The sequence below is a fragment of the Brevundimonas sp. GW821-FHT12E07 genome, assembly GCF_058807035.1.
Genome location: NZ_JBXAQH010000002.1, coordinates 275414 through 295913, shown reverse-complemented (window position 1 = coordinate 295913; position 20500 = coordinate 275414). Strand labels below are relative to the sequence as shown.

Sequence of the window (20500 nt, the reverse complement as noted above, 5' to 3'; positions counted from 1 at the left end):
CTCAGGCGTGGCGAAGGAATGCCGGGCGGTGTAGCACGGGGTTCATGCAGGGCAAGGCGAACACATGACTTCCGGCCAAAGCCAGGGCTGGATCGGAACCGGCAAGGTCCGCGCGCGCGAGACGGGCGAGGTCGTCGAGATCACGATCGACGGCCTGACCACCCAGGCGAAATACTACAAGCCCCTGGTCTATGAGTTCATGCGCAAGGAGTGGGCCTCGCGCCCCTCGTACGGCGACTATGTCGTCGAGATCGTCATGGAGCACGTCGGCGACCCGCCCTGGATGGACCTCGACAACCTCGCCAAGGCCCTGCTCGACGCCATCAAGGGCTATCTGTTCCACGACGACAGCCAGGTCGCCCGCCTCCTCGTCGAACGCCGCGAAGGCGAGCGCGAGCGGATCACCATCCGGAGCTTCCCGCGCAGGGGTTAGGGGGCGACACGCATCCCCAGCAACGAGGACGCGGACAGTTCCGGCGCCACAATGGCGAGATCATAGCCGCGGATGAGCTCGCGCCATTCCGGCGTCAGGGCCTCCAGATCGCCGCCGCGCAGACGGCGCAGATCCACCAGGAACCAGTCGCCCGGCGTTGTGTCGGCAGGGCGGGCCAGCATGACATCCTTGCGCCAGTCGCTGTCCTCGTCCGTGGTCGCATCGAACGCGTGCACGCGAGCCGGCCGACCGACCCCGTTGTATCCGCCCTCCGAGCCCCTGGCGCCGACGACGATCATATTGACTGACATCACGCCTGCGCCGTCGGCATGCTCGGCGACGTAGTTGCCCAGGTCGCGCTGCTCGAGCGGATTGTAGCCCTTGTACATGTGGTTGGCGCCGAACTTCATCAGCACGCGCGCCTGCGGCGCCTCGGCCAGATGGGCCTCCAGCGTCCGCTTCATCAGCCGCACCCTGCGCCCGTTGGGATCGCCGGTGCGGGACCGCGAGGCCTGATAGATGGCGCGGGTTTCGCGCAGGGCGGCGAACAGCGCCTTGACCCGCTCGCCCCCGTCCTGATCGATGGCCGCGCCCGCCTCATCCAGAGTGGCGTCGTCGGCCTTGAGCAGGAACAGGTCGAACGGCGAACCGGAGGCGAGCGCGGCCTGCGTCGCCGTCCGCTCCTGTTCGGCCATCGCTTCGATCCGGGCGCGGGCCAGCGGTCCCGGACCGGCCGCCAGCATCTGTTCGAACAGATAGCCGCTGACGCCCAGGAACTCCTGGTCCAGTCCCCAAAGCTCGAAGTCCGGCCCGGCGGCGGCGGCGCAATCGGCCGCCATCTGGTTCTCGTCGCGGCTGCTGTAGAAGGCCATCACGTCGGGATGGGCGGTTACGAAGTCAGCAATCTGCTCTTCCCGGTCCGGCGCTCTCAGCCGTACGTTGACCGCGACGGCGGCCTCGGGCCCGACCTCGACGGCCATGGCTGTCAGGCCGCCCGGCGCCATCAGTCGGCAGACATTGGTGGTGAAGACGGGGATCTCGCGCGAAAAATGGCTCTCGCCGATGAGCACGTACCGGCTCGCGTCGATCGCGCCCGAGAGGATCGCGGCGCCCGGACCCGAAAAGCCCTCCGGCCGGACCGTCAGCGGCGAGCCGGCCTGGGCCAGACGCTCGGCGAAGGGGGGCAACGTGACGGTCTGGGCGTGGGCGGAAGCCGCGCACAGGCCTGCCAGCGCCAGGGCCGACGCGATTGATTTCAACTTCATGGAACTCACCCCTGTTCTGGGGAGTGTCCTTCAGGTTATCCCTGATAACCTCAAGTTAAATCGTGGTCACAGGTTTGCATTCAGTCCGGGACGTCTCACCCCGCCGGCGATGCGGCCCCGGCGACGGCGGTGGTGGTCGTCGGCGGTCCGCCCGGCGGCGCCTGGGGCGTGAACCTCAGGGTCGGCAGCAGGAACTGCATATTGGCCCCGATCGAGACTTGGGGTTCGGAGCCCGGCGTCAGGTGCTCGGCCTCTTCCCGTCGCTTGACGCAGGCGCGCGTGGCGTTGGCCAGGGCGATGAAGTCCGAAGCCGTCGTCAGCCCCTCGATGATGCAGCCGTCGAAATAGGGATAGGTCGCCTCCGCGCCGCAGCCGAACGAGGTCCGGTCCCGGCGCGCGGCGGTGATGATCATCCGGTTCGGCGCCGCCAGTCCGTCGACGAAAATGCCCGAATAGCAGGCCGAGACCACCAGCACCGTCGGCCGGTCCGGGCACCAGTTGCGCACCAGCTGGGCCATCATGGTCGGGCTGATCTGCCGGTTGGGGCCGAACACCATTCCATCGGGCGCGCCGTGTGAGGTGAAATAGATCAGACAGCCGCGCGTCGCCCGCGCCGTGGTCGCCGTGATCGCCTCGACCGCCGCGGTCGCCGTGGTCGGATTGGGGACGTCGGGCCTCAGGGTGGCGTCATACATGTCGGCCCGGCTGAACCCGGCCTTGAGGAAGCCGGCGACCAGGTCGCGGCGGGCATTGTCGAAGGCCTGGATCGGCCGGGTGTGGCTGCGCCAGTCGCCGTCGACGATCACGGAGGCCCAGCCGGCGAACCGGCTCGGCGCCGGAGGTGAGGTCTGGGCGGCGCAGGGCAGGGCGATCGCCAGAAGGGCGAGGCCGATCACCGCTGTGAGGATACGCCGTACGCTCAAGGACCCGCTCCCCAGGAAGGCTCGAACGGGTTCAGACTATCGGCGTTATCGCGTCTGGAAAGCCCTGCGAGCGGGGTTCACGGACTATTTTTTGCGGAACTGGTCCAGGGAGACGACCTTCGGTCCCGAATCATCGCCCTCGGGAGAGACGGTCGCGGGGCGGGTCGGCTCGGGCGTCATGATCGCCACCGGTTCCGGCACCGTCTCCGGCGCCTCGAACTGGAGCAGGAACTGCACGCTCGGGTCATAGAAGCGGGTGACGGCGTTATAGGGCACGGTCAGCACCTTGGGCATGCCGCCGAACTTCAGCATGACCGAGAACAGGTCGTGCTCGACGGCCAGGTCCCAGTACTGGTGCTGCAGGACGATGGTCATCTCGTCCGGATATTTGGCCAGGACGTCGGGCGGCACGCTGACACCACGGCCGCGCGTCTTGAAGGTGATGTAGAAATGGTGTTCGCCGGGGATGCCCGTCGGGCTGGCGGCGCGTTCGAGCGCGGACCGGATCACGCCACGCAGCGCGTCCTGGGCCAGCGCCTCATAGTGCATCTCGTCGACCGGGGGGGTGTCTTCCGCCATCTGATCCTCAGCGTCTGTGACGTGTCTGATAACCGCGCCGGCCTGTCGGCGAAAGACGGGAAACTGGTAAAGCGCCGGGGATTCTGTTGGCAGGCTCCCCGACAAGCCCCGCCCAGGGATCTGAACCCCTAGGACTTAAGATTCGAAATCAACCGAACCGCATTACGCGGCGAGGCGGACTTCTCCAGCGAAGTTATCGTTCGCAGTTAGAAAATGGCCCGATACGGTGGGCCAGGACGAGCGAAAGCAGTCTTCTTTACACGTCCGTCGATGCTAGTCGGCCCCGCATCTCCCGCCGATAACCGGGAGCGATTGGTGGAGCCGCCGGGAATCGCACCCGGGTCCGGTCCGCTTATTACAAGCGCGTTTATCGCCATAGTCCGGGCGAACCCGGACGAACCCAATATAGGGCCTGTCGCGTCCGCGACCAATATCGCCTTCGCATTTTCATGCTATCCGAAGCGGACGAGGGCGACGGACGTCCCGTTTCAGGTTCGGGGGGACCATGATCCGTTCCATGCTGCTGCTCGTCGCGGCCGCCTTTTGCATCGCCCTGTCGGGCCAGGCGGCGGCCGCCCAGTCGGTCCCCGACGCCGATCGCGCCCTGATCCAGGCTCGCATCGACGAACTCGGCGGCATGATTTCGAAGGGTGATATGGCCGGGGCCCTCGTCGTGGTGCCGCCGCGTCTGCAGACGGCCATCGCCGCCAGATTCGGCATTCCTCCCGAACAGCTGGCCCCCGCCATGCGGCAGGCGGTGGGAGCGATGATGGCCGGGGTGAAGATCGAGGGCTATGGCATGGATCTGGCCGCCGCCACGGTGAAGACCACCCCGACCGGCGGGCGCACCTATCTGCTGATCCCGACCTGGACCGAACTGGCGATCGAAGGACAGGGGCGTTTCCGCGCCGACAACCAGACCCTGGCGATGGAGGACGGCGGCCAGTGGTATCTGATCCGCATCGAGGAGGCGGCCCAGGTCGCCATGCTGAAGCAGATCTATCCGGATTTCGAAGGCGTGACCTTCCCGGCCGGAACGACGCGGCCTCTCTCTTGAGAGTGACGGGCTTCAGGCGCACCGGGATGCTTCGGCTTCTGCTGGTCGGCGGCTTCTGGATCGCGACCGCCATCGGCGCGACGGCTAGCGCCTGCATGCCCGAGCCTGTCGGCTGGTGGGTGCGGTCTTCGGATCTGGTGGTGAGCGGGGTCATCGTTGAATCGACGCCGTTGCCTCTTCCGTCTGAGGACGGCGGCTTCGACTCCATCGTCGGCGGCGCGCGGATCACCCTGGCCATCGACCGGACGTGGAAGGGGCGGCGCGCTCCACGGACCCTGACCTTCGAGGTCTGGACGGCGGCCTGTTCCCATCAACCCCTCGGCGACGTCGGGGATCGCCTGGCGTTTTTCACCGCCGGTGACGCCGAGAACCGGACCCTGCAGTTCACCGCCCGGGAGGAGGACGTCGCCAGTCGCCTGCAGTTGATGCGGCGCCTGCGCAGGCGCTGAATGAAGGCGCGCCGAAATCACGAGCTGAAACAGCGCTAGATCATAGATTGTATACTGCGAAGAGCGGGGCGAACCGGCCCTGTCAAATCGCTTCCGGGTTGTTCAGAAGGTTAGGGTGAGCGACGGTTGACGTCCCTGAGCGACAATTGTAGCGTCGGCGCGACAAAGAGAGATTTCGCATGACGCAGCCCGCTCAGCTAAACCCGACGGACGCCGAACTCGAGGTGCTCAAATGCTTCTGGCGCGACGGCGACCTGTCCTCGCGTGAGGTGCACGACCGTGTCGCCGTCCAGCAGGACTGGACCCCGTCCACGACCCGCACGGTGCTGGAACGGATGCGGGCCAAGGGCCTGCTCTCGCGTCGCACCGTCCACGGCGTCGCCGTCTATTCGCAAGGCCGCCCGAAGGTGGAGATCCTGACCGGGCTGATGCGTCGGTTCTCGGCCCTGCTCGATATGGACAAGGCCCTGCCGGCCGCCGCCTTCACCGGCAGCCAGTGGCTCGACGAGGCCGACATCGCCGAGCTCGAGGCCCTGCTCAACACCCCGATCGGGAGCGACGACGATGGAGACGTCTGAGATCCTGGTCCTGTCTCTGGGTCTGTCGGTTCTTCTTGCGGCGATGACCTGGGCGCTCATGGCCCTGTTCGAACGGGGTCAGTCCGATCCGGCGCTGCGGGAGCGGGGATGGGCCCTGGCGCTCAATCTTCCGGTCCTGCCGGTCGCTCTGGTCGCGATCGCCATCCTCCCGCCGCCGCTGGCCACTCCGCTTCAGCCGGCGGCGCAGGGTTCGGGCGCCCCGGCCCTGCTGGTCGTGGATCTTGTCTTCCAGCGCAGCCTCCCGGGCCTTGGGCCGGACGCCTTCGCCGCCCTGGTTCTCGGGCTGGCGGGCGTGCTTTCCACGGCTGGCGCCGCACGGCTCGTCCTGCGGGCCCTGCGACTGCGCCGGTTTCTTCGCTCCACCCACGCGGCTCCCGCGGGTGTCGTCGCCGGGGTGGCTGAGGTCGCGCGCCGCACGGGCGCCCCGACGCCGCAGGTCCGGATCGCCGGGCAGGGCCCGGAGGCCATGATCGTCGGCCTGTTCCGGCCCGTCCTCATTCTGCCGGCGGCGCTCGTCGAGGCTCCGGCGCTGGACGCCGTCTGCGCCCATGAACTGGCGCATCTGCGGCGCGGCGATCATCGGGCGTTGTGGGCCGAAGAGGTCCTGCTCGCTCTCATGGCCTTCAACCCGGTCCTCGGCCTGATCCGCGCCCGGTGCGCGGCGGCCCGGGAGGAGGCCTGCGACGCCGTGGCCCTGCGCCATTCCGGAGAAGCGGCCCGCCGCCTGTACGCCCGCTCCCTCATTGACGCGCTCCGGGCCTCGTCTTCGCACGCTGTCGCGCCCGCACTCACGTTCACCAGCAGCAGAAGGATACTCGTCATGCGTCGCCTGAAAGCCATCCTGTCTCCGGTCCCCGTCTCGGGCGCCCGCCATCGCCTGACCGTGCTCGGGGCGGGCCTCGCCCTTGCGGCCATCGCCGGCACGGCCTCGGTCGCCCTGGCCGGGCAGCACGCGGCAGAGGCCCGGCCTCAGCCGGCCGTCACGCCGGCGGCTCGCCCCCTGCCGGTCGCCCGCGCCGTCGTGGCCGTGCCGCCGGCGGCGTCTGTCCCGGCCCGCCCCGTCGCGGTTGCGACGCCCGCTGCCCCCGTGGGCGAACCCGTCAGGGCCTCCGCCGCGACCAACACGCCCGAGGCGGCGCCCCTCACCAATCCCTCCTGGGTCCAGCCTCCGCAGCCCTTCTGGCCCCAGGCCGCAGGCGCGGACGTGACCGGCGGCAGTGCGATGGTGTCCTGCATCGCCCAGGTCGACGGCCGCCTGACGGACTGCGCCGTGCTCAGCGAAGACCCGGTCGGCGCGGGCTTTGGCCCGGCGGCCGTCGAGGCGGCCGGAAGGGCCCGGCTCGCCCCTTCGATGATCGATGCCGGCGCGGCGGGCAGGACGATCCAGTTCAGGGTCCGCTTCCGCCTCGGCTGAAGGAACGGCGGGGCTCGAAGCCGGGCCCCGCGCGGCCGATCCGGGCCGGACAGCCGCTGAACGGGCCAGCCTGAAAATCGCTGGTTGAACAAGGATATATCAGAAGTTGAGTTTTGCGAAGCAATTGCAAAATTGTGTAACATCGGCTCGCCTTCGAGGGGAGATTTAGCATCTCGTTAGGGAGTTTCCGGCCCCATGGAAGCCTCCCTAGTCGTCGAGATTTGCAGATGTTTTTCCCTGATCGGGCCAAGGACGCCGCCCTGCGCCAGATGCGCGAGCTTCAGGCCCTAGCCAATGCCATGGACCGCTCCCAGGCGGTGATCGAGTTCCGGCTCGACGGAACCATCCTGCAGGCCAACGCCAACTTCCTCGGCGCCCTGGGCTATTCGGCCGAAGAGGTGGTGGGGCGTCACCACAGCATGTTCCTGCCGGCGGGCGAGGCGGAGACGGCCGAGTACCGCGACTTCTGGCGTGAGCTGAACCGGGGCGAGTTCGTCGCCCGCAAATTCCTGCGGGTCGGCAAGAACGGGCGTCAGGTCTGGATCCAGGCCTCCTACAACCCGGTGCTCGACGAGGACGGCAAGCCGTTCAAGGTCATCAAATTCGCCACGGACGTCACGGCGGCCGAGGTCGAGGCCGCACGCCAGATCGCCGCGCGTGACGCCGCCGAGGCCGAACAGACCGGCGTGGTCTCGGCCTTGGCCGACGGCCTCAAGGCCCTGGCCGGAGGCGACCTGACCACCAGCATCCAGGCAGCGTTCGAGGGCCGCTATCTGCAGCTCAAGACCGACTTCAACGCCGCCGTCGACAGCCTGCGTCAGGCGATGAACGGGATTTCCGAAGCCACCACCGGGCTTCGCACCGGTTCCGACGAGATCGCCAGCGCCTCCGACGATCTGTCGCGCCGCACCGAGCAGCAGGCCGCCTCGCTGGAGGAGACCGCCGCCGCCCTCGACGAGATCACCGCCACCGTCAAACGCAGCGCCGAGGGGGCCAGACAGGCCGCGACCGCCGCGACCGGCGCCCGCTCCGACGCCGCCCGCTCGGGCGACGTCATGCGCGACGCCGTCTCGGCCATGAGCCAGATCGAACAGAGCTCGGCCCAGATCACCCAGATCATCGGCGTCATCGACGAGATCGCCTTCCAGACCAACCTTCTGGCGCTCAATGCGGGCGTCGAGGCGGCGCGGGCAGGGGACGCGGGCCGGGGCTTCGCCGTCGTCGCCTCCGAGGTCCGGGCCCTGGCCCAGCGTTCCGCCGAGGCCGCCAAGGAGATCAAGGTCCTGATCTCGGCCTCCAGCTCGCAGGTGTCGCAAGGCGTGCGTCTGGTCGGCGAGACCGGGGCCGCGCTGGACCACATCGTCGAGAGCGTCGCCGAGATCGACACCCTGATCTCCGAGATCGCGGCCTCATCGCAGGAACAGGCCATCGGTCTCAGCCAGGTCAACACCGCCGTCAATCAGATGGATCAGGTGACCCAGCAGAACGCCGCCATGGTCGAACAGGCCACCGCCGCCGCGACCAGTCTGAAGACCGAGGCCATGCATCTGGCTGAGCTGGTCGGCCGCTTCGACACCGGCGCCCGACACCACAAGGCCCAGCATCGTCCGGCCCCGACGCCCGCCCGTCCGGCTCCCGCGCCTGCGCGCGCCCCTGTCGCCGAGGCCCAGCAGCGGGTCGTCGCCTTCGCCCGCAACGGCGGCGCCGCCCTCGCCGAGGGCTGGGAGGAGTTCTAGGCCGGGATTGTCAGGCCAACAGGATCAGGCCCGCGGCCAGTCCGGGGTCTGGTTCCTGAACCAGGTCAGCTGGCGCTTGGCGTAGTTGCGCGTCGCCTGTCGCACCTGATCGATGGCCGCGTCCAGCGGGATTTCTCCGGCCAGATGGCTGGCGAACTCCCGCACCCCCACGGCCTTCATCGCTGGCAGGATGGGGTCGAGGCCGCGCGCCGCCAGGGCCTTCACCTCGTCCAGCGCCCCCTGTTCGACCATGACCGCCACCCGGGCGTCGCAGTTGGCGTAGAGGGCCGCGCGGTCCGGCTCGACCACGATCCGCTCATAGGTGCGGGGCTCCAGCAGAGGCTTTGTCGAGGCCTGCCAGTCCGACAGCGAGCGATCCGTCGCCCGCGCCACGGCCCAGGCCCGCGTCAGCCTCTGCCGGTCGCCCGGCGCGATGGCCGCCGCCGCGGGCGGGTCGAAGGCGGTCAGCCTCAGCCGGAACGCCTCTTCGCCCTCGGTGTCATAGAGGGCGCCGGCCTCCTCGCGCGCTTCGATCGGAATATCAGGAATATCCGCCAACCCCTTGGTCAGGGCCGTGAAATACAGTCCCGTCCCGCCCACGATCAGGGCCGGCCGTCGCTCGGCGCGCAGCTCCGCCAGCAGGGGCAGGATGGCCCGGGTCCAGCGCCCCACCGACCAGGCGTCGGCGGCGTCCGCCACGCCATAGAGCCGATGCTCCGCCTGCGCCTCCTCCTCGACCGAGGGCCGGGCGCTCAGCACGCGCAGATCGGAATAGAGCTGCTGGCTGTCGGCGTTCAGGATCACCGCCCCGCTCTCGGCCGCCAGCCTGAGCGCCAGCTTCGACTTGCCGGAGGCGGTCGGCCCGGCGATCAGGGTTATGAGGGGTCGGGACAAAGGAAGGCTCGCAGCGGGGGCCTTCCGGCGATAGAAGCAGCCGTCTTCGCCTGCAAGCTTGAGAACAAGTCTTTGATCGACCGCGCTTCCGTCATCTCCGTCCTCGACGCCATCCTCGACCCGAAGTCGGGGCAGGGGCTGGTCGCCTCCGGTCTGGCCAAGGGCCTCACCGTCGCCGAGGACCGCGCCGGTTTCGCGATGGAGGTCGCCGTCGCCGACGCCGCCCTCTACGCCCCCGTGCGCGATGCGGCCGAGGCGGCGCTCCGGGCCATGCCGGGCATGAGCCGCGTCTCCGTCATCCTGACCGCCGAGGCCGCCCCGGCGCAGGAGCCCCGCCGCACCGCCGGCCTGTCCTCGGCCGCCATCGACCAGACCCGCGCCAAGGCCCCGGTCCCGACCGACCGTCCGGCCCACGTTCGCCGCGTCCTGGCCGTGGCCAGCGGCAAGGGCGGCGTCGGCAAGTCCACCGTCGCCGTCAACCTCGCCGCCGCCCTGTCGGCGCGCGGGTTGTCGGTCGGGGTCCTCGACGCCGACGTCTACGGCCCGTCCCTGCCGACCATGCTCGGCCTGTCGGGCAAGCCCGGATACGAGGACGGCGCCATCGTCCCGCATGAGGCCCATGGCCTGAAGGCCATGTCGGTCGGCCTCCTGACCGGCGCGGGCGACGCCATGGTCTGGCGTGGCCCCATGGCCTCCCAGGCCCTGACCCAGATGCTGACCCAGACCCGTTGGGGGACGGAGGCCAGGCCCCTCGACGTCCTCGTCGTCGACCTGCCGCCGGGCACCGGCGATGTCCAGCTGACCCTGATCCAGAAGACCCCGCTGGACGGCGCGGTCATCGTCTCCACCCCTCAGGAGGTCGCCCTCGCCGACGCCCGCCGCGCCCACGCCCTGTTCCAGAAGGTCAATGTCCCGACCCTGGGCCTGATCGAGAACATGACCGGCGACATCTTCGGCAAGGGCGGCGCCGAGGCCGAGGCCGCCCGCCTTGAGGTTCCCTATCTGGGCGACCTTCCCCTGACCGCCGCCGTCCGTCAGGGCGGGGACGCGGGAACGCCCGTAGTAATCGCCGAGCCGTCGGGTGAGGTCGCCAAACGCTTCGCCGGGTTCGCGGAGGCGGTGGCGAAGGCGCTCAATCTATAGAATTTCGGAAGATTAGGGTTTTCAAACGCAACTCTAACCGCCACCTTGCCGGTTCCTAACCGATGAGGATCTCCCATGAGCGTCGACGCCCTGTTCCGGCCTTTCCAGGTCAAGTCCCTGAAACTGCCGAACCGCATCGTCATGGCGCCCATGACGCGGTCCTTCTCGCCGAACGGCATCCCGACCTCCGACGTCGCCGCCTACTATCGCCGTCGGGCCGAAGGCGGGGTCGGCCTGATCGTCACCGAGGGCACGGTCGTCGAACGCCCCGCCGCCCGCAATGACGCCCGCGTCCCGGTCTTCCACGGCGAGGCCCTGCCGGAATGGAAGAAGGTCGTGGACGACGTCCATGCCGCCGGCGGCCTGATCGCGCCGCAAATCTGGCACGTCGGCTCGGCCCGCGGCCAGGGTGCCGAATGGCAGCCGCTCGGCAAGGTCGACAGCCCCTCGGGTCTCGTCGCTCCCGGCAAGCAGAAGTACGAGCCGATGACCGACGAAGACGTCGCCGACGTCATCGCCGCCTTCGGCGCCTCGGCCCGCGCGGCGAAGGAGATCGGCTTCGACGCCGTCGAGATCCACGGCGCCCACGGCTATCTGATCGACCAGTTCTTCTGGGGCGGTCTGAACGGCCGCGAGGACCGCTGGGGCGGCTCCACCATCGCCGACCGCGCCCGCTTCGGCGCCGAGGTGGTCAAGGCCGTGCGCGAGGGCGTGGGTCCGGACATGGCCGTCATCCTGCGCCTGTCGCAGTGGAAGCAGCAGGACTACACCGCCCGCATCGCCGAGACGCCCGAGGGCCTGACCGAGTGGCTGACGCCCCTGTCGGACGCCGGGGTCGACGTCTTCCACTGCTCGCAACGCCGCTTCTGGGAGCCGGAGTTCGAGGGCTCGGACCTGAACTTCGCCGGCTGGACGAAGAAGCTGATCGGCAAGCCGACCATCACCGTCGGCTCCGTCGGCCTGGACGGCGAGTTTATCGCGGCCTTCGGCGGCGAGGGCTCGAAGCCGGCCTCGCTGGACGGCCTGATCGAACGGCTGGAGCGTGACGAGTTCGACCTCGTCGCCGTCGGCCGCGCCCTGTTGGCCGACCCCCATTGGGTCGACAAGATCCGCGACGGCCGCACCGACGAACTGCAGAACTTCGAACGGCAGAACCTCGGCGTCCTCTACTAAAAATCCTCCCCCATCGGGGGAGGGGGACCGCATATCCTCCCCATCTCTGATGGGGAGGGGGACCGCGAAGCGGTGGAGGGGCCGGTCGCACGGCGACCGGTGGGCGGTGGAGGGGGCCAGCCGCACACGCCGTATCCGGATCAGCCCCCTCCGTCACACCGCCGAAGAAGCGGCGCGCCACCTCCCCCAAGGGGAGAGGATCGCGTAGGCTGAGGCATGGTCCTCGCCATCCTCGCCACCACAGTCTGGCTCAGCCTGATCATCGGGCTGCGCTATCTGCTGATCGCGGGCGGGGTCTGGTTCGCGCTGTGGGGCAGGGGAACCGGCCCGGGCCTCCAGCTCAACCGCGCCGCCCCATCCCGCGACCTGATCGCACACGAGATCCGCTTCTCTCTGCTGTCTACGCCCATCTATGCCTTCCCGGCGGCCATCGCTCTGGAGGCCTGGAAGGCGGGCGGCACGAAGCTCTACCTCGATCCCGGCGCATACCCCCTGTGGTGGCTGCCTGTCAGCTTCCTGCTTTTGCTGGTCGTGCAGGATGCGCACTACTACTGGACCCACCGCCTGCTGCACCGGCGCGAGGTCTTCAAATGGGCCCACGCCGCCCATCACCGCTCGCGCGAGCCCAGCCCCTTCGCCAGCTTCGCGTTCGATCCGGTCGAGGCCGCCCTGACCGCCTGGCTCATGCCGGTCCTGACCTTCCTGATCCCGCTCAACGTCTGGATGCTGGCGCTGCTGCTGACGGTCATGACCGCCGCCGCCGTCCTCAACCACGCCGGCCGCGAACTCTGGCCCGACCGCTGGGTGCGATCAGGCCCGGGCGCCCAGCTCATCACCGCCACCCACCACAGCCGCCACCACACCCATATGAAGACCAACTACGGCCTGTATTTCCGCTTCTGGGATCGGCTCTGCGGCACAGACGGGATGCCAGATTCCCGCTAGACCGGTTCGACGACGACCGCCGTCCCATAGGCCAGCACCTCGGTGATCCCGTCCATGATCTCGTTGGCGTCGTAGCGCATGGCGATGATGGCGTTGGCGCCCTGGGCGGCGGCATGGGCGACCAGGTCGTCATAGGCCTCCTGCCGCGCCATCTCGGCCAGTTTCACATAGACCCCGACCTTGCCGCCGAAGATCGACTGCACCCCGCCGATCCAGTCGCTGATGGCGTTGCGCGACCGCACGGTAATGCCGCGCGTCATGCCGATGTGGCGCACGATCCGATAGCCGGCCAGGTCGTTGGTGGTGGTCACTAGCATGGTCGTCCTCCCGTGGTTTCAGAGACGTTCCAGCACCCGGAAGGCGAAAGCATGGTCGTCCTTCTCGCCCGCCAGATGGGGCTCGTTGGAAATCTCGCGCCAGCCGCTCTCGTCGAAGGTCGGGAAGACGGCGTCACCCTCGGGCGCGGCGTCGACCTCGGTGATGTAGAGCCGCTTGGCCTTGGGCAGGGTGGCCTCGAAGATGGCCGTGCCGCCGATCACGCAGACCTCGCCGACGCCGTCGTCGACCGCCGTCTCGCGCGCGATGTCGAGGGCCTCGTCCAGACTGGCGCAGACCACGGCGCCCCTGGCCTTGCCCCGCTCCTCGTAGGAAAGGTCCCGGCTGAGCACCAGGTTCAGCCGGCCGGGCAGGGGCCTCAGCGGCAGGCTTTCCCAGGTCGTGCGGCCCATGATGCAGGGCTTGCCCATGGTGATCGCCTTGAACGACTGGAGGTCCGAGCGCAGCCGCCAGGGCAGGTCGCCGTCGCGGCCGATGACGCCGTTGCGGCCCCGGGCGACGATCAGGGCGATATCGGGGATCAACACGGGCGGCTCCGGTCTGCGGCCGCGCCCTTCGACGCGCCCTTCAAGACCTTGCCTAGCCCTCCGGGTCCAGCACCCGCAAGCGAAACAGCAGTCCGGCGATCGCGGCGCCGATCAGGGGCGCGACGATGAACAGCCACAGCTGGCTGAGCGCCTGGCCGCCGACCAGCACCGCGGGTCCGAAGCTGCGCGCCGGATTGACCGACACCCCCGTCACCTGAATGCCCACGATATGGATCACCGCCAGGGTGATGCCGATGGCGATGCCAGCGAACGGCGCCTCGCCCTTCGGTCCGGTCACGCCCAGAATCACCACAACGAAGATCGCCGTCGCCACGATCTCGAAGATCAGCGCCGCCTGCAGCGGATAGCCGCCCTGCACGCCCACGCCCCAGCCGTTCTGGCCCAGACTGGCCATGCCGGTCTTCGCGATCAGCGACAGCAGGAAGGCCCCCAGCAGAGCGCCGAAGAACTGGGCGACCCAGTAGACCAGCATCTCTTTCGCGGTCATCCGCCCGGCGATGAACACGCCCAGCGACACTGCAGGATTGACGTGACAGCCCGAGATCGGCCCGATGCCGTAGGCCATGGCTACGATGGCGAAGCCGAAGGCGAGGGCCACCGCCAGCTGATCGAACGGCGCCGGGCCCAGCACCGCCGCGCCGCAGCCGAACAGCACCAGCACCATCGTCCCGAACAGCTCGGCCGAAAACGACTTCACCATGGGGCCCTCCAGAGCGCCGTCCGCCTGACACGGACGGTCTCAGGATGCGCCTTTCTCATGGCCCAGCTATCGGGTGTTCCCCGAAGGCCCTTCTCAGGGTTCCAGCCACCTCAGCCATTTGCGCCGCATCGCCGCCTCCAGATCGATCCCGACCCGGTCGCAATAGATCAGCAGCATGCCCATGACGTCGGCCGCCTCGTCCTGCAGGGCCTGACTGTCCGCTTCGCCGCGCGCCCGGCCGCTCATCCGCAGATGCTCGGCGGTCAGCTCGCCCAGCTCCTCCTGCAGCTTCAGCAAGGCCCAATCGCCCGAGGCCGCCTTGTCGCGGTCGATATCGTGCTCGCGCGCATAGATGTCGGAGATGCGGACGACGTCGTCGGACAGGCCTTTCAGGTCCATCAGCGCCGCTCGATGGTCACGCCGTCGGGCGCCGTCAGTCCGGCCAGCTTCGCCTTCGCCGCCGCATCGTTCAGGGCATAGGCGTCGAGGAAAGCCTCGGTCGCCTCGACGATCAGGGCGAAGTCGGCCTCGTCGGCCTTGCCGACCAGCGAATGGTCCCCGTCCGCGAAGACCATCAGGGTCTTGTCGCCCGCCGGGCTGCCGTCGAAGGCGGCGCGGTGATCATGCCAGTCGGTGGCGAAGCCCGGGACCACATCCTTGTCGCCGGTGATGACCAGCAAAGGCCTGTCCAGCGTCGCCCAGGTCGTCGGCGTCACCAGCCCCTGGATGATCCCCGGCGAGGACAGTTCGATCACCCCCTTCACCTCGGGGTCGCCATGGGCGCCCGCCGCCGTCACCGCGCCGCCCTCGATGGCCGAGATCAGCGAGCCGAACGAATGGCCCGCCGCGATGATCGGCTTGCCCGGGGCCATGCTGCGCGCCACGCCCCGCGCCACCGCGACATCCATGATCCGCGTCGCGAAGGCGGCCCGGTTGTCGTATTTGTCGTGCTCGGGATGCTGCAGGCTGTCGACGTGCAGCGGCGCGACGATCGTATAGCCGTGGCTCACCCACTCCGAGAGAATGCGGTGATAGGCCGCCGGCGCCGAGTTGAAGCCCGACGAGAAGACGATCACGCCCCGCTCCTCAGGCGCCGCCCAGACGCTGATGTCGATGGTCCGCCCGTCCGGCGCCGGGATCATCAGATGCCGCGCCTCGAAGGCGGGGGCAGTCGCCGCGGGCGCTGTCTGGGCCAGCGCAGGCGTCATCGGCGCGACGGACAGGAACAGGCCGGCGGCCAGGACGCGGATCAGCATGGGTCGTTTCCGAAGCGAGAGGGAAGGCGGCTCAGACCGCGACGGCCGCCTTGATGTGCGGCCAGGGCGCGTAGTCGGTCAGGGCGAAGTCGGCCAGCTCATAGGCGAACAGGTCGCGCTTCGGCGTGATCGTCATCGTCGGCAGGGGCAGGGGCTCGCGCGTCAGCTGCAGCTTCGCCTGTTCGACGTGGTTCAGATAAAGGTGGGCGTCGCCGAAGGTATGGACGAACTCACCCGGCTCCAATTCGACCACATGGGCCATCATGATGGTCAGCAGGGCATAGGAGGCGATGTTGAACGGCACGCCCAGGAAGACGTCGGCCGAGCGCTGGTACAGTTGGCAGCTCAGTTTGCCGTCGGCGACGAAGAACTGGAACAGGCAGTGACAGGGCGGCAGGGCCATGTCCTCGATGTCGGCCGGATTCCAGGCCGAGACGATGTGCCGCCGCCCGTTCGGATTGGTCTTCAGCCCCTCGATCAGGCGCTGGATCTGGTCGATGCTCTCGCCATTCGGCGCCGCCCACGACCGCCACTGCTTGCCATAGACCGGCCCCAGCTCGCCCTCGGCGTCGGCCCATTCGTTCCAGATCGAACAGCCGTTCTCCTGCAGCCAGCGCACATTGGTCTCGCCGCGCAGGAACCACAGCAGCTCGACGATGATCGACTTCAGATGCAGCTTCTTGGTCGTCAGCAGGGGGAAGCCCCTGGACAGATCAAAGCGGATCTGCCGCCCGAACACGCCCAGCGTCCCGGTCCCCGTCCGATCCCCGCGCTCGACCCCGTTCTCCAGGATGTCGCTGAGCAGGTTCAGATACTGGCGCTCGGGATGGTCCGCAGCGGCGGCTTCGATCTGCAGATCGGCATGGGCGAGGGCGACGGTCATGGGGGGAGGATGCCTTTGATTCGCCTCGTCCGCACCCCGCCGATTCGTTTGCCCACAACAACCGTGTTCACCCGGTCATGCGCTTGCGCGTGGCGACGATTTGAGTGGCCTGACAAAAAATTAATGAGCGTTGCTGCATCCGGCCGCCTGTCCCGACACCTCTACATTGCGGGCCGAACATTGACCCGCGCCCTTACCAATAGAGGCGCGCGGCGCGCCCATTTATGTCTTGAGAAAGTCGGGGGGCTTATGAGTGGAATCGAGATTTTTGCGCCGCGGACTGCGAAGACCCGGCGCACATGGACTGTTGCGGCCCTTGTCCTGGTCGTCGTCTTCTTTCTGATCGGGCAGCTGGCGACCATCTTCGCCGTGCTGAAGCCCATGGGCTTTCACAGTGCGGACCTGGATACGCAATGGCAGCCGCTCGCCATCTCCCTGGCCGGGGGAACCATCACGATACTCCTCATCCTGGCCTGGGCCTTTCTGTTCGAGCGCAGACCACCCGCGGCCCTGGGCTTCAACGCCAGAATAGCCGGCGCCTATGTGCGCGGATTGCTGGTGGGAGCGCTTTGCCTGGGCGCCGTCGTCGGCGCGATTTTCACCGCCGGGGGTTATGAGGCCCACGGCAATCTGTTCCTGGGCTTGCTGGCGCCGGCGGTTCTGACGCCGCTTCTCGCCCTGTTCGGTGGGTATATGATCCAGGGCGCAGCCGAAGAGACCATGCTGCGCGGTTGGCTGATGCCCCTGGTGGCTTCCCGGCACGGATTGATCGCCGCCGTTCTGCTCAACTCCGGCTTCTTCGCCCTGCTCCATGCGAGCAACATCGATCCCTCGAAGGAGCTCGCGCTCGGCCTCTTCAACCTGCTTCTCTTCGCCGTCCTGCTGAGCTTCTACGCCGTCAGGGAAGGGTCCCTGTGGGGCGTGTGCGCCTTCCACACGGCCTGGAACGCTCTCCTTGGCATGGGTTTCGGACTGGAGGTCAGCGGTCAAAAGGTCGCCGTCACACCGATCGTCCTGGGTTTGACGCCGGTCTCCGGCGCGCCGTGGTGGCTGACGGGCGGAGCGTTCGGCCCGGAGGCGAGCATCGCCGCGACAGCCGTACTGGCTGCAGGCTGTGTCTGGCTGATCGCAACGGGTGCGTTGAAAGCGGCATCGAGGGCGCGGACCAAAGTCGCCTCAGGAATGCTTGCGTAGCCGTCCACGTCCGCTTCTGACGAACCGGTGTTCTATCATTCTTGAATGGAACACTGGCGCTACAACCCCGAAACCGACGCGGCTGATCAGGGAAACATCTGGGACCTGGCCCGGCGCGAATATCTGTCCGGCATGCGGGCCATCGACATCTGCCGGCGCTACGGCATGTCGCTGCGCTCCTTTCGCCTCAGGGCGCGGGTGGAGAAGTGGCGGCGCATCGACCGGCTGGACTGCGACGTCGAGCCCGAGGATGGCGAATATCACCCCGACGACGACGTCGGCTTCGCCGACCTCGCCGATCAGGTCTTCCTGAACATCCGCAAGGCCATCGGCGCCCGCCGGGCGGCCGAGGCGGCGTCCTGGATGCGGCTGTTCGACAAACTGGCCCTGCGCGCCCAGGGCGAGGTCATGTCCGAACTCCCCGACTTCCCGCCGCCTCCGGCACCCGAACCCGAGCCGGAGCGCGAAACCCTGCGTCTGACGATTGTCGATTCTCCGGAAGGCCTAAGTGATTCCAGCGCAATGGAGCCTGAACCTCAGGATGCCTGTGAGGCCTTGCACCTTTTGCGCCCTGTTTTTTCCGAGTGCAAAACCGACCCTGGCCCTGCGTCAGAAGCCGAACCGCAACCGGAGACCGAAGCGGCCTGCCAAGCCGGGCTCGCCGCTGACCCGAGCTCGCCTGCAGCGGCCATACCGCCTTGCGACACACTCGAAGACATCCAGCGCAAGGCCTTGCTTCTGCTGCGTTCCCGCCGTCTGGCGCTCGGCATCGGCGTCACGGACATCGACGAACAGCTCGCCGGGCTGGGGGCGAGCCCGCACCCTTGTCATCCCGGCGAAGGCCGGGACGGCTACCCCGCGAACCCGCCCTGATCCAGGAACGCCTGCTCCTCCGCCGTCGTCTCACGGCCGAGCGCCCGGTTGCGATGGGGAAACCGCCCGAACTTCACGATGATGTCGCGGTGGATCACCGCATAGCGATCCACGTCCGGGATCTCCGCCCCAAGCCCCCGATCCAGCACCACCCGCAACTCGTCATGATCCGCCAGTCGCTCGGAATGCTCATAGGGCGTCAGGAAGAACTGCCGCATCTCCGGATCGACCGCGTCCAGATACCCGCGCGCCACCGCCGTCTTCGCGAACATCAGGGCCAGCCCGTCGGTCGCGAACTGGTGTCCCGTCTCGCGGAAGCTGTTCCGGGGATACTGGTCCAGCAGGACCATCAGACCCAGCGCCCCCTCGGCGGTCTCCATCCAGCCGTCCAGCGCCCGCCGCGCCGCCGCCCAGTGCCCCTCCGCCAGCACCGTCCGGCACCGGGCATCGAAGGCGTCGTCCTTGGCGTACCAGAGCTTCGGTCCCGCCTCTTTCCAGAAGGCGATCACGTCGGAAGGCGATAGAAGGTCGGTCATGACCCAGACTCTACCCAATCCGCTCCCCGTCTTCCACGACCGCGACTGCGACCTCTCGATCATCCGTGGCAAGCGCGTCGCCGTCATCGGCTATGGCAGCCAGGGGCGGACCCACGCCCTGAACCTGCGCGACTCGGGCGTAGCCGACATCGTCATCGGCCTGAAGGCGGGCTCGGCGACGCGGGCGAAGGCTCTGGCCGACGGGTTCAGGGTCGCCACGGCGGGCGAGGCCGCGTCGGGCGCCGAGGTCGTCGCCGTCATGGTCTCGGACGAGGCCCACCGCGATCTCTACCGCGACGAGCTGGAGCCGAATCTGCAGCCCGGCGCCGCCCTGATCTTCGCCCACGGCCTGTCGGTGCGTTTCGGTCTGGTGACGCCGCGCCCGGACCTCGACGTCATCCTCGATTCGCCCAAGGGCATCGGCCCGCGCATCCGCGACCTCTACGAAGCCGGGGAGGGCGTCTTCTGCCTGTTCGGCGTGCATCAGGACGCGACCGGCGGCGCCCATGCGCTCGGCCTTTCCTATGCCGCCGCGCTCGGCTGCGGCCGCAAGGGCATTCTGGAGACCACCTTCGCCGCCGAATGCGAATCGGACCTCTTCGGCGAACAGGTCGTCCTGTGCGGCGGGGTGGCGGAGCTGGTCGACGGCGCCTTCATGAAGCTGGTCAACGCCGGCTATCCGCCCGAGGTCGCCTGGTTCGAATGCTTCTACGAGCTCAAGCTGGTCACCGACCTGATGTTTGAGCGCGGCATCGCCGGGGCCTTCGCCAAGATCTCGAACACGGCAGAGTACGGCGCCTATCTGACCGGCCCGCGCGTCATCGGCGAGGCCTCGCTCAAGGCCATGGACGGGGTCCTGTCCGACGTCCGCGACGGCTCCTTCGTGAAGCGGTTGATGGCCGACTATGACGCCGGCTCGCCCGAGCTTCTCGCCAACCGCAAGGCGCTGGGCGAACGCACGATCGAGGCGGTCGGCGCCCATCTGACGGAGGCGGCTTCCAGGGCGAAAGGCTGAAACGAAAAGAGCGCCCCGCGAGGGGCGCTCTTTCGATCGTGTCGGGGTCTCGGGAACCCCTGAATAAGATGGTCGGAGTGAGAGGATTCGAACCTCCGACCCCTGCCTCCCGAAGGCAGTGCTCTACCAGACTGAGCCACACTCCGACTTTGAAGCGCGGCTTATAACGACGAGGTTTCGCCGCCGCAAGCGGCCAAATCACCTAAGCGAAAATTGCCTGTTCTCTCGCGGAAAAGGCGCAGAGATGGCGAGAGATTCGCTCCGTGGACAGCGTCCCGGCCCACGTCAGAGGCCCGCCAGTGCTGGAGTTTGAAGCAAGTTCAAAACCCCTGTTGCATCCCGGAACGGCTTGGCGTATCTGACCGCCTCCCGAGGGGGCAGCCCCTCAGGAAACGCCGGACCTGCTGGGGAATGGTGTAATGGTAACACTCCGGTTTTTGGTACCGTCATTCTAGGTTCGAGTCCTAGTTCCCCAGCCATCCGCCCCTTTATCCCGCGGCCGCCACACGATCAGCGGCCTGAAGGCGGGATCTGAGAGAATTCTCTCAA

General features: G+C 68.1%; 23 protein-coding genes, 2 tRNA genes and 1 other RNA gene. 13 read left to right on the top strand and 13 right to left on the bottom strand.

The features are described 5' to 3' along the window. Positions 1–64: 64 nt before the first annotated feature. Positions 65–433: a RusA family crossover junction endodeoxyribonuclease gene (locus tag AC1ROD_RS09530; protein WP_492948017.1), complete on the top strand. Its 369-nt coding sequence runs from the start codon at positions 65–67 to the stop codon at positions 431–433. Here AC1ROD_RS09530 and AC1ROD_RS09525 read toward each other — a convergent pair. The 4 genes from AC1ROD_RS09525 to ssrA all read right to left on the bottom strand — a co-directional run bounded on the left by AC1ROD_RS09525 (position 430) and on the right by ssrA (position 3635). Then, positions 430–1698 (bottom strand): TraB/GumN family protein, encoded by a 1269-nt coding sequence (locus AC1ROD_RS09525; RefSeq protein ID WP_492948016.1) that lies wholly within the window; start codon positions 1696–1698, stop codon positions 430–432. The two genes, AC1ROD_RS09530 and AC1ROD_RS09525, sit on opposite strands and share 4 nt — an antisense overlap. 95 nt (positions 1699–1793) lie before the next feature. Further along, positions 1794–2621, bottom strand: a complete 828-nt coding sequence (locus tag AC1ROD_RS09520; protein ID WP_492948015.1) for a C13 family peptidase — start codon at positions 2619–2621, stop codon at positions 1794–1796. A gap of 84 nt (positions 2622–2705) precedes the next feature. Further along, positions 2706–3200 carry an SspB family protein gene (locus AC1ROD_RS09515; RefSeq protein ID WP_492948014.1) on the bottom strand — a complete coding sequence of 165 codons (495 nt, stop codon included), beginning with the start codon at positions 3198–3200 and terminating at the stop codon, positions 2706–2708. Between the two features lie 72 nt (positions 3201–3272). Beyond that, positions 3273–3635, bottom strand: a transfer-messenger RNA (tmRNA) gene (ssrA, locus tag AC1ROD_RS09510). Positions 3636–3705: 70 nt separating this feature from the next. On the opposite strand from ssrA, the gene AC1ROD_RS09505 reads away from it, so the two are divergent. The 5 genes from AC1ROD_RS09505 (at position 3706) to AC1ROD_RS09485 (ending at position 8455) form a co-directional block, all read left to right on the top strand. Beyond that, a complete protein-coding gene (locus tag AC1ROD_RS09505) occupies positions 3706–4257 on the top strand; it encodes a hypothetical protein (RefSeq protein ID WP_492948013.1) in 552 nt (183 codons plus the stop codon). Between the two features lie 26 nt (positions 4258–4283). Continuing rightward, the gene (locus tag AC1ROD_RS09500; RefSeq protein ID WP_492948012.1) at positions 4284–4706 is read left to right on the top strand and encodes a hypothetical protein; all 423 of its coding nucleotides are present in this window, start codon (positions 4284–4286) and stop codon (positions 4704–4706) included. 179 nt (positions 4707–4885) lie between these two features. After that, entirely contained in the window at positions 4886–5284 is a 399-nt protein-coding gene (locus AC1ROD_RS09495) for a BlaI/MecI/CopY family transcriptional regulator (RefSeq protein ID WP_492948011.1), read from the top strand. After that, complete coding sequence (locus AC1ROD_RS09490; RefSeq protein WP_492948010.1) at positions 5271–6719, top strand: M56 family metallopeptidase; 1449 nt, start codon at positions 5271–5273, stop codon at positions 6717–6719. Before AC1ROD_RS09495 ends, AC1ROD_RS09490 begins: the two co-directional genes overlap by 14 nt. Positions 6720–6946: 227 nt before the next feature. Continuing rightward, complete coding sequence (locus tag AC1ROD_RS09485) at positions 6947–8455, top strand: methyl-accepting chemotaxis protein (protein WP_492948009.1); 1509 nt, start codon at positions 6947–6949, stop codon at positions 8453–8455. A 24-nt stretch (positions 8456–8479) separates the two neighbouring features. Here AC1ROD_RS09485 and miaA read toward each other — a convergent pair whose 3' ends face one another. Further along, a complete protein-coding gene (miaA, locus tag AC1ROD_RS09480; protein WP_492948008.1) occupies positions 8480–9349 on the bottom strand; it encodes a tRNA (adenosine(37)-N6)-dimethylallyltransferase MiaA in 870 nt (289 codons plus the stop codon). A 72-nt stretch (positions 9350–9421) separates the two neighbouring features. On the opposite strand from miaA, the gene AC1ROD_RS09475 reads away from it, so the two are divergent. The 3 genes from AC1ROD_RS09475 to AC1ROD_RS09465 all read left to right on the top strand — a co-directional run bounded on the left by AC1ROD_RS09475 (position 9422) and on the right by AC1ROD_RS09465 (position 12610). Next, the gene (locus AC1ROD_RS09475) at positions 9422–10492 is read left to right on the top strand and encodes an Mrp/NBP35 family ATP-binding protein (RefSeq protein ID WP_492948007.1); all 1071 of its coding nucleotides are present in this window, start codon (positions 9422–9424) and stop codon (positions 10490–10492) included. Positions 10493–10567: 75 nt separating this feature from the next. Further along, positions 10568–11665 (top strand): NADH:flavin oxidoreductase, encoded by a 1098-nt coding sequence (locus AC1ROD_RS09470; protein WP_492948006.1) that lies wholly within the window; start codon positions 10568–10570, stop codon positions 11663–11665. Between the two features lie 216 nt (positions 11666–11881). Next, positions 11882–12610, top strand: a complete 729-nt coding sequence (locus tag AC1ROD_RS09465) for a sterol desaturase family protein (RefSeq protein WP_492948005.1) — start codon at positions 11882–11884, stop codon at positions 12608–12610. Here AC1ROD_RS09465 and AC1ROD_RS09460 read toward each other — a convergent pair. From AC1ROD_RS09460 to AC1ROD_RS09435, 6 genes are all read right to left on the bottom strand, one after another. Beyond that, entirely contained in the window at positions 12607–12927 is a 321-nt protein-coding gene (locus AC1ROD_RS09460) for a YbjQ family protein (protein WP_492948004.1), read from the bottom strand. The two genes, AC1ROD_RS09465 and AC1ROD_RS09460, sit on opposite strands and share 4 nt — an antisense overlap. Positions 12928–12945: 18 nt before the next feature. Further along, positions 12946–13473, bottom strand: coding sequence for a dihydrofolate reductase (locus AC1ROD_RS09455; protein ID WP_492948003.1), 528 nt, complete (start codon positions 13471–13473; stop codon positions 12946–12948). Positions 13474–13525: 52 nt separating this feature from the next. Further along, the gene (locus AC1ROD_RS09450) at positions 13526–14194 is read right to left on the bottom strand and encodes an aquaporin (RefSeq protein ID WP_492948002.1); all 669 of its coding nucleotides are present in this window, start codon (positions 14192–14194) and stop codon (positions 13526–13528) included. 93 nt (positions 14195–14287) lie between these two features. Next, positions 14288–14593, bottom strand: coding sequence for a phosphoribosyl-ATP pyrophosphohydrolase (locus AC1ROD_RS09445; protein WP_492948001.1), 306 nt, complete (start codon positions 14591–14593; stop codon positions 14288–14290). Beyond that, entirely contained in the window at positions 14593–15450 is an 858-nt protein-coding gene (locus AC1ROD_RS09440; RefSeq protein WP_492948000.1) for an alpha/beta hydrolase, read from the bottom strand. The genes AC1ROD_RS09445 and AC1ROD_RS09440 overlap by 1 nt, the downstream gene beginning before the upstream one ends. A gap of 31 nt (positions 15451–15481) precedes the next feature. Further along, positions 15482–16333, bottom strand: a complete 852-nt coding sequence (locus AC1ROD_RS09435) for a thymidylate synthase (RefSeq protein WP_492947999.1) — start codon at positions 16331–16333, stop codon at positions 15482–15484. A 249-nt stretch (positions 16334–16582) separates the two neighbouring features. Here AC1ROD_RS09435 and AC1ROD_RS09430 point away from each other — a divergent pair, with 249 nt between their 5' ends. Beyond that, positions 16583–17527, top strand: coding sequence for a CPBP family intramembrane glutamic endopeptidase (locus tag AC1ROD_RS09430; RefSeq protein ID WP_492947998.1), 945 nt, complete (start codon positions 16583–16585; stop codon positions 17525–17527). 45 nt (positions 17528–17572) lie between these two features. Next, positions 17573–18400 (top strand): hypothetical protein, encoded by an 828-nt coding sequence (locus tag AC1ROD_RS09425; protein ID WP_492947997.1) that lies wholly within the window; start codon positions 17573–17575, stop codon positions 18398–18400. Here the strand turns inward: AC1ROD_RS09425 and AC1ROD_RS09420 are convergent. After that, complete coding sequence (locus AC1ROD_RS09420; RefSeq protein ID WP_492947996.1) at positions 18379–18936, bottom strand: DUF924 family protein; 558 nt, start codon at positions 18934–18936, stop codon at positions 18379–18381. The two genes, AC1ROD_RS09425 and AC1ROD_RS09420, sit on opposite strands and share 22 nt — an antisense overlap. On the opposite strand from AC1ROD_RS09420, the gene ilvC reads away from it, so the two are divergent. Next, positions 18935–19951: a ketol-acid reductoisomerase gene (gene ilvC / locus AC1ROD_RS09415; RefSeq protein WP_492947995.1), complete on the top strand. Its 1017-nt coding sequence runs from the start codon at positions 18935–18937 to the stop codon at positions 19949–19951. The two genes, AC1ROD_RS09420 and ilvC, sit on opposite strands and share 2 nt — an antisense overlap. 69 nt (positions 19952–20020) lie before the next feature. Here the strand turns inward: ilvC and AC1ROD_RS09410 are convergent. Further along, positions 20021–20097, bottom strand: a tRNA-Pro gene (locus AC1ROD_RS09410). Positions 20098–20356: 259 nt separating this feature from the next. Between AC1ROD_RS09410 and AC1ROD_RS09405 the strand changes: the two genes are divergently transcribed. Then, positions 20357–20430: transfer RNA gene (locus tag AC1ROD_RS09405), tRNA-Gln, on the top strand. Positions 20431–20500: the final 70 nt, after the last annotated feature.

Coding starts and splice junctions, on each gene's coding strand:
- AC1ROD_RS09530 (WP_492948017.1), top strand. CDS start 65: ATGACTTCCGGCCAAAGCCAGGGCTGGATCGGAACCGGCAAGGTCCGC.
- AC1ROD_RS09525 (WP_492948016.1), bottom strand. CDS start 1,698: ATGAAGTTGAAATCAATCGCGTCGGCCCTGGCGCTGGCAGGCCTGTGC.
- AC1ROD_RS09515 (WP_492948014.1), bottom strand. CDS start 3,200: ATGGCGGAAGACACCCCCCCGGTCGACGAGATGCACTATGAGGCGCTG.
- AC1ROD_RS09505 (WP_492948013.1), top strand. CDS start 3,706: ATGATCCGTTCCATGCTGCTGCTCGTCGCGGCCGCCTTTTGCATCGCC.
- AC1ROD_RS09500 (WP_492948012.1), top strand. CDS start 4,284: ATGCTTCGGCTTCTGCTGGTCGGCGGCTTCTGGATCGCGACCGCCATC.
- AC1ROD_RS09495 (WP_492948011.1), top strand. CDS start 4,886: ATGACGCAGCCCGCTCAGCTAAACCCGACGGACGCCGAACTCGAGGTG.
- AC1ROD_RS09490 (WP_492948010.1), top strand. CDS start 5,271: ATGGAGACGTCTGAGATCCTGGTCCTGTCTCTGGGTCTGTCGGTTCTT.
- AC1ROD_RS09485 (WP_492948009.1), top strand. CDS start 6,947: ATGTTTTTCCCTGATCGGGCCAAGGACGCCGCCCTGCGCCAGATGCGC.
- AC1ROD_RS09470 (WP_492948006.1), top strand. CDS start 10,568: ATGAGCGTCGACGCCCTGTTCCGGCCTTTCCAGGTCAAGTCCCTGAAA.
- AC1ROD_RS09465 (WP_492948005.1), top strand. CDS start 11,882: ATGGTCCTCGCCATCCTCGCCACCACAGTCTGGCTCAGCCTGATCATC.
- AC1ROD_RS09460 (WP_492948004.1), bottom strand. CDS start 12,927: ATGCTAGTGACCACCACCAACGACCTGGCCGGCTATCGGATCGTGCGC.
- AC1ROD_RS09450 (WP_492948002.1), bottom strand. CDS start 14,194: ATGGTGAAGTCGTTTTCGGCCGAGCTGTTCGGGACGATGGTGCTGGTG.
- AC1ROD_RS09445 (WP_492948001.1), bottom strand. CDS start 14,593: ATGGACCTGAAAGGCCTGTCCGACGACGTCGTCCGCATCTCCGACATC.
- AC1ROD_RS09440 (WP_492948000.1), bottom strand. CDS start 15,450: ATGCTGATCCGCGTCCTGGCCGCCGGCCTGTTCCTGTCCGTCGCGCCG.
- AC1ROD_RS09435 (WP_492947999.1), bottom strand. CDS start 16,333: ATGACCGTCGCCCTCGCCCATGCCGATCTGCAGATCGAAGCCGCCGCT.
- AC1ROD_RS09430 (WP_492947998.1), top strand. CDS start 16,583: ATGAGTGGAATCGAGATTTTTGCGCCGCGGACTGCGAAGACCCGGCGC.
- AC1ROD_RS09425 (WP_492947997.1), top strand. CDS start 17,573: ATGGAACACTGGCGCTACAACCCCGAAACCGACGCGGCTGATCAGGGA.
- ilvC (WP_492947995.1), top strand. CDS start 18,935: ATGACCCAGACTCTACCCAATCCGCTCCCCGTCTTCCACGACCGCGAC.
- AC1ROD_RS09420 (WP_492947996.1), bottom strand. CDS start 18,936: ATGACCGACCTTCTATCGCCTTCCGACGTGATCGCCTTCTGGAAAGAG.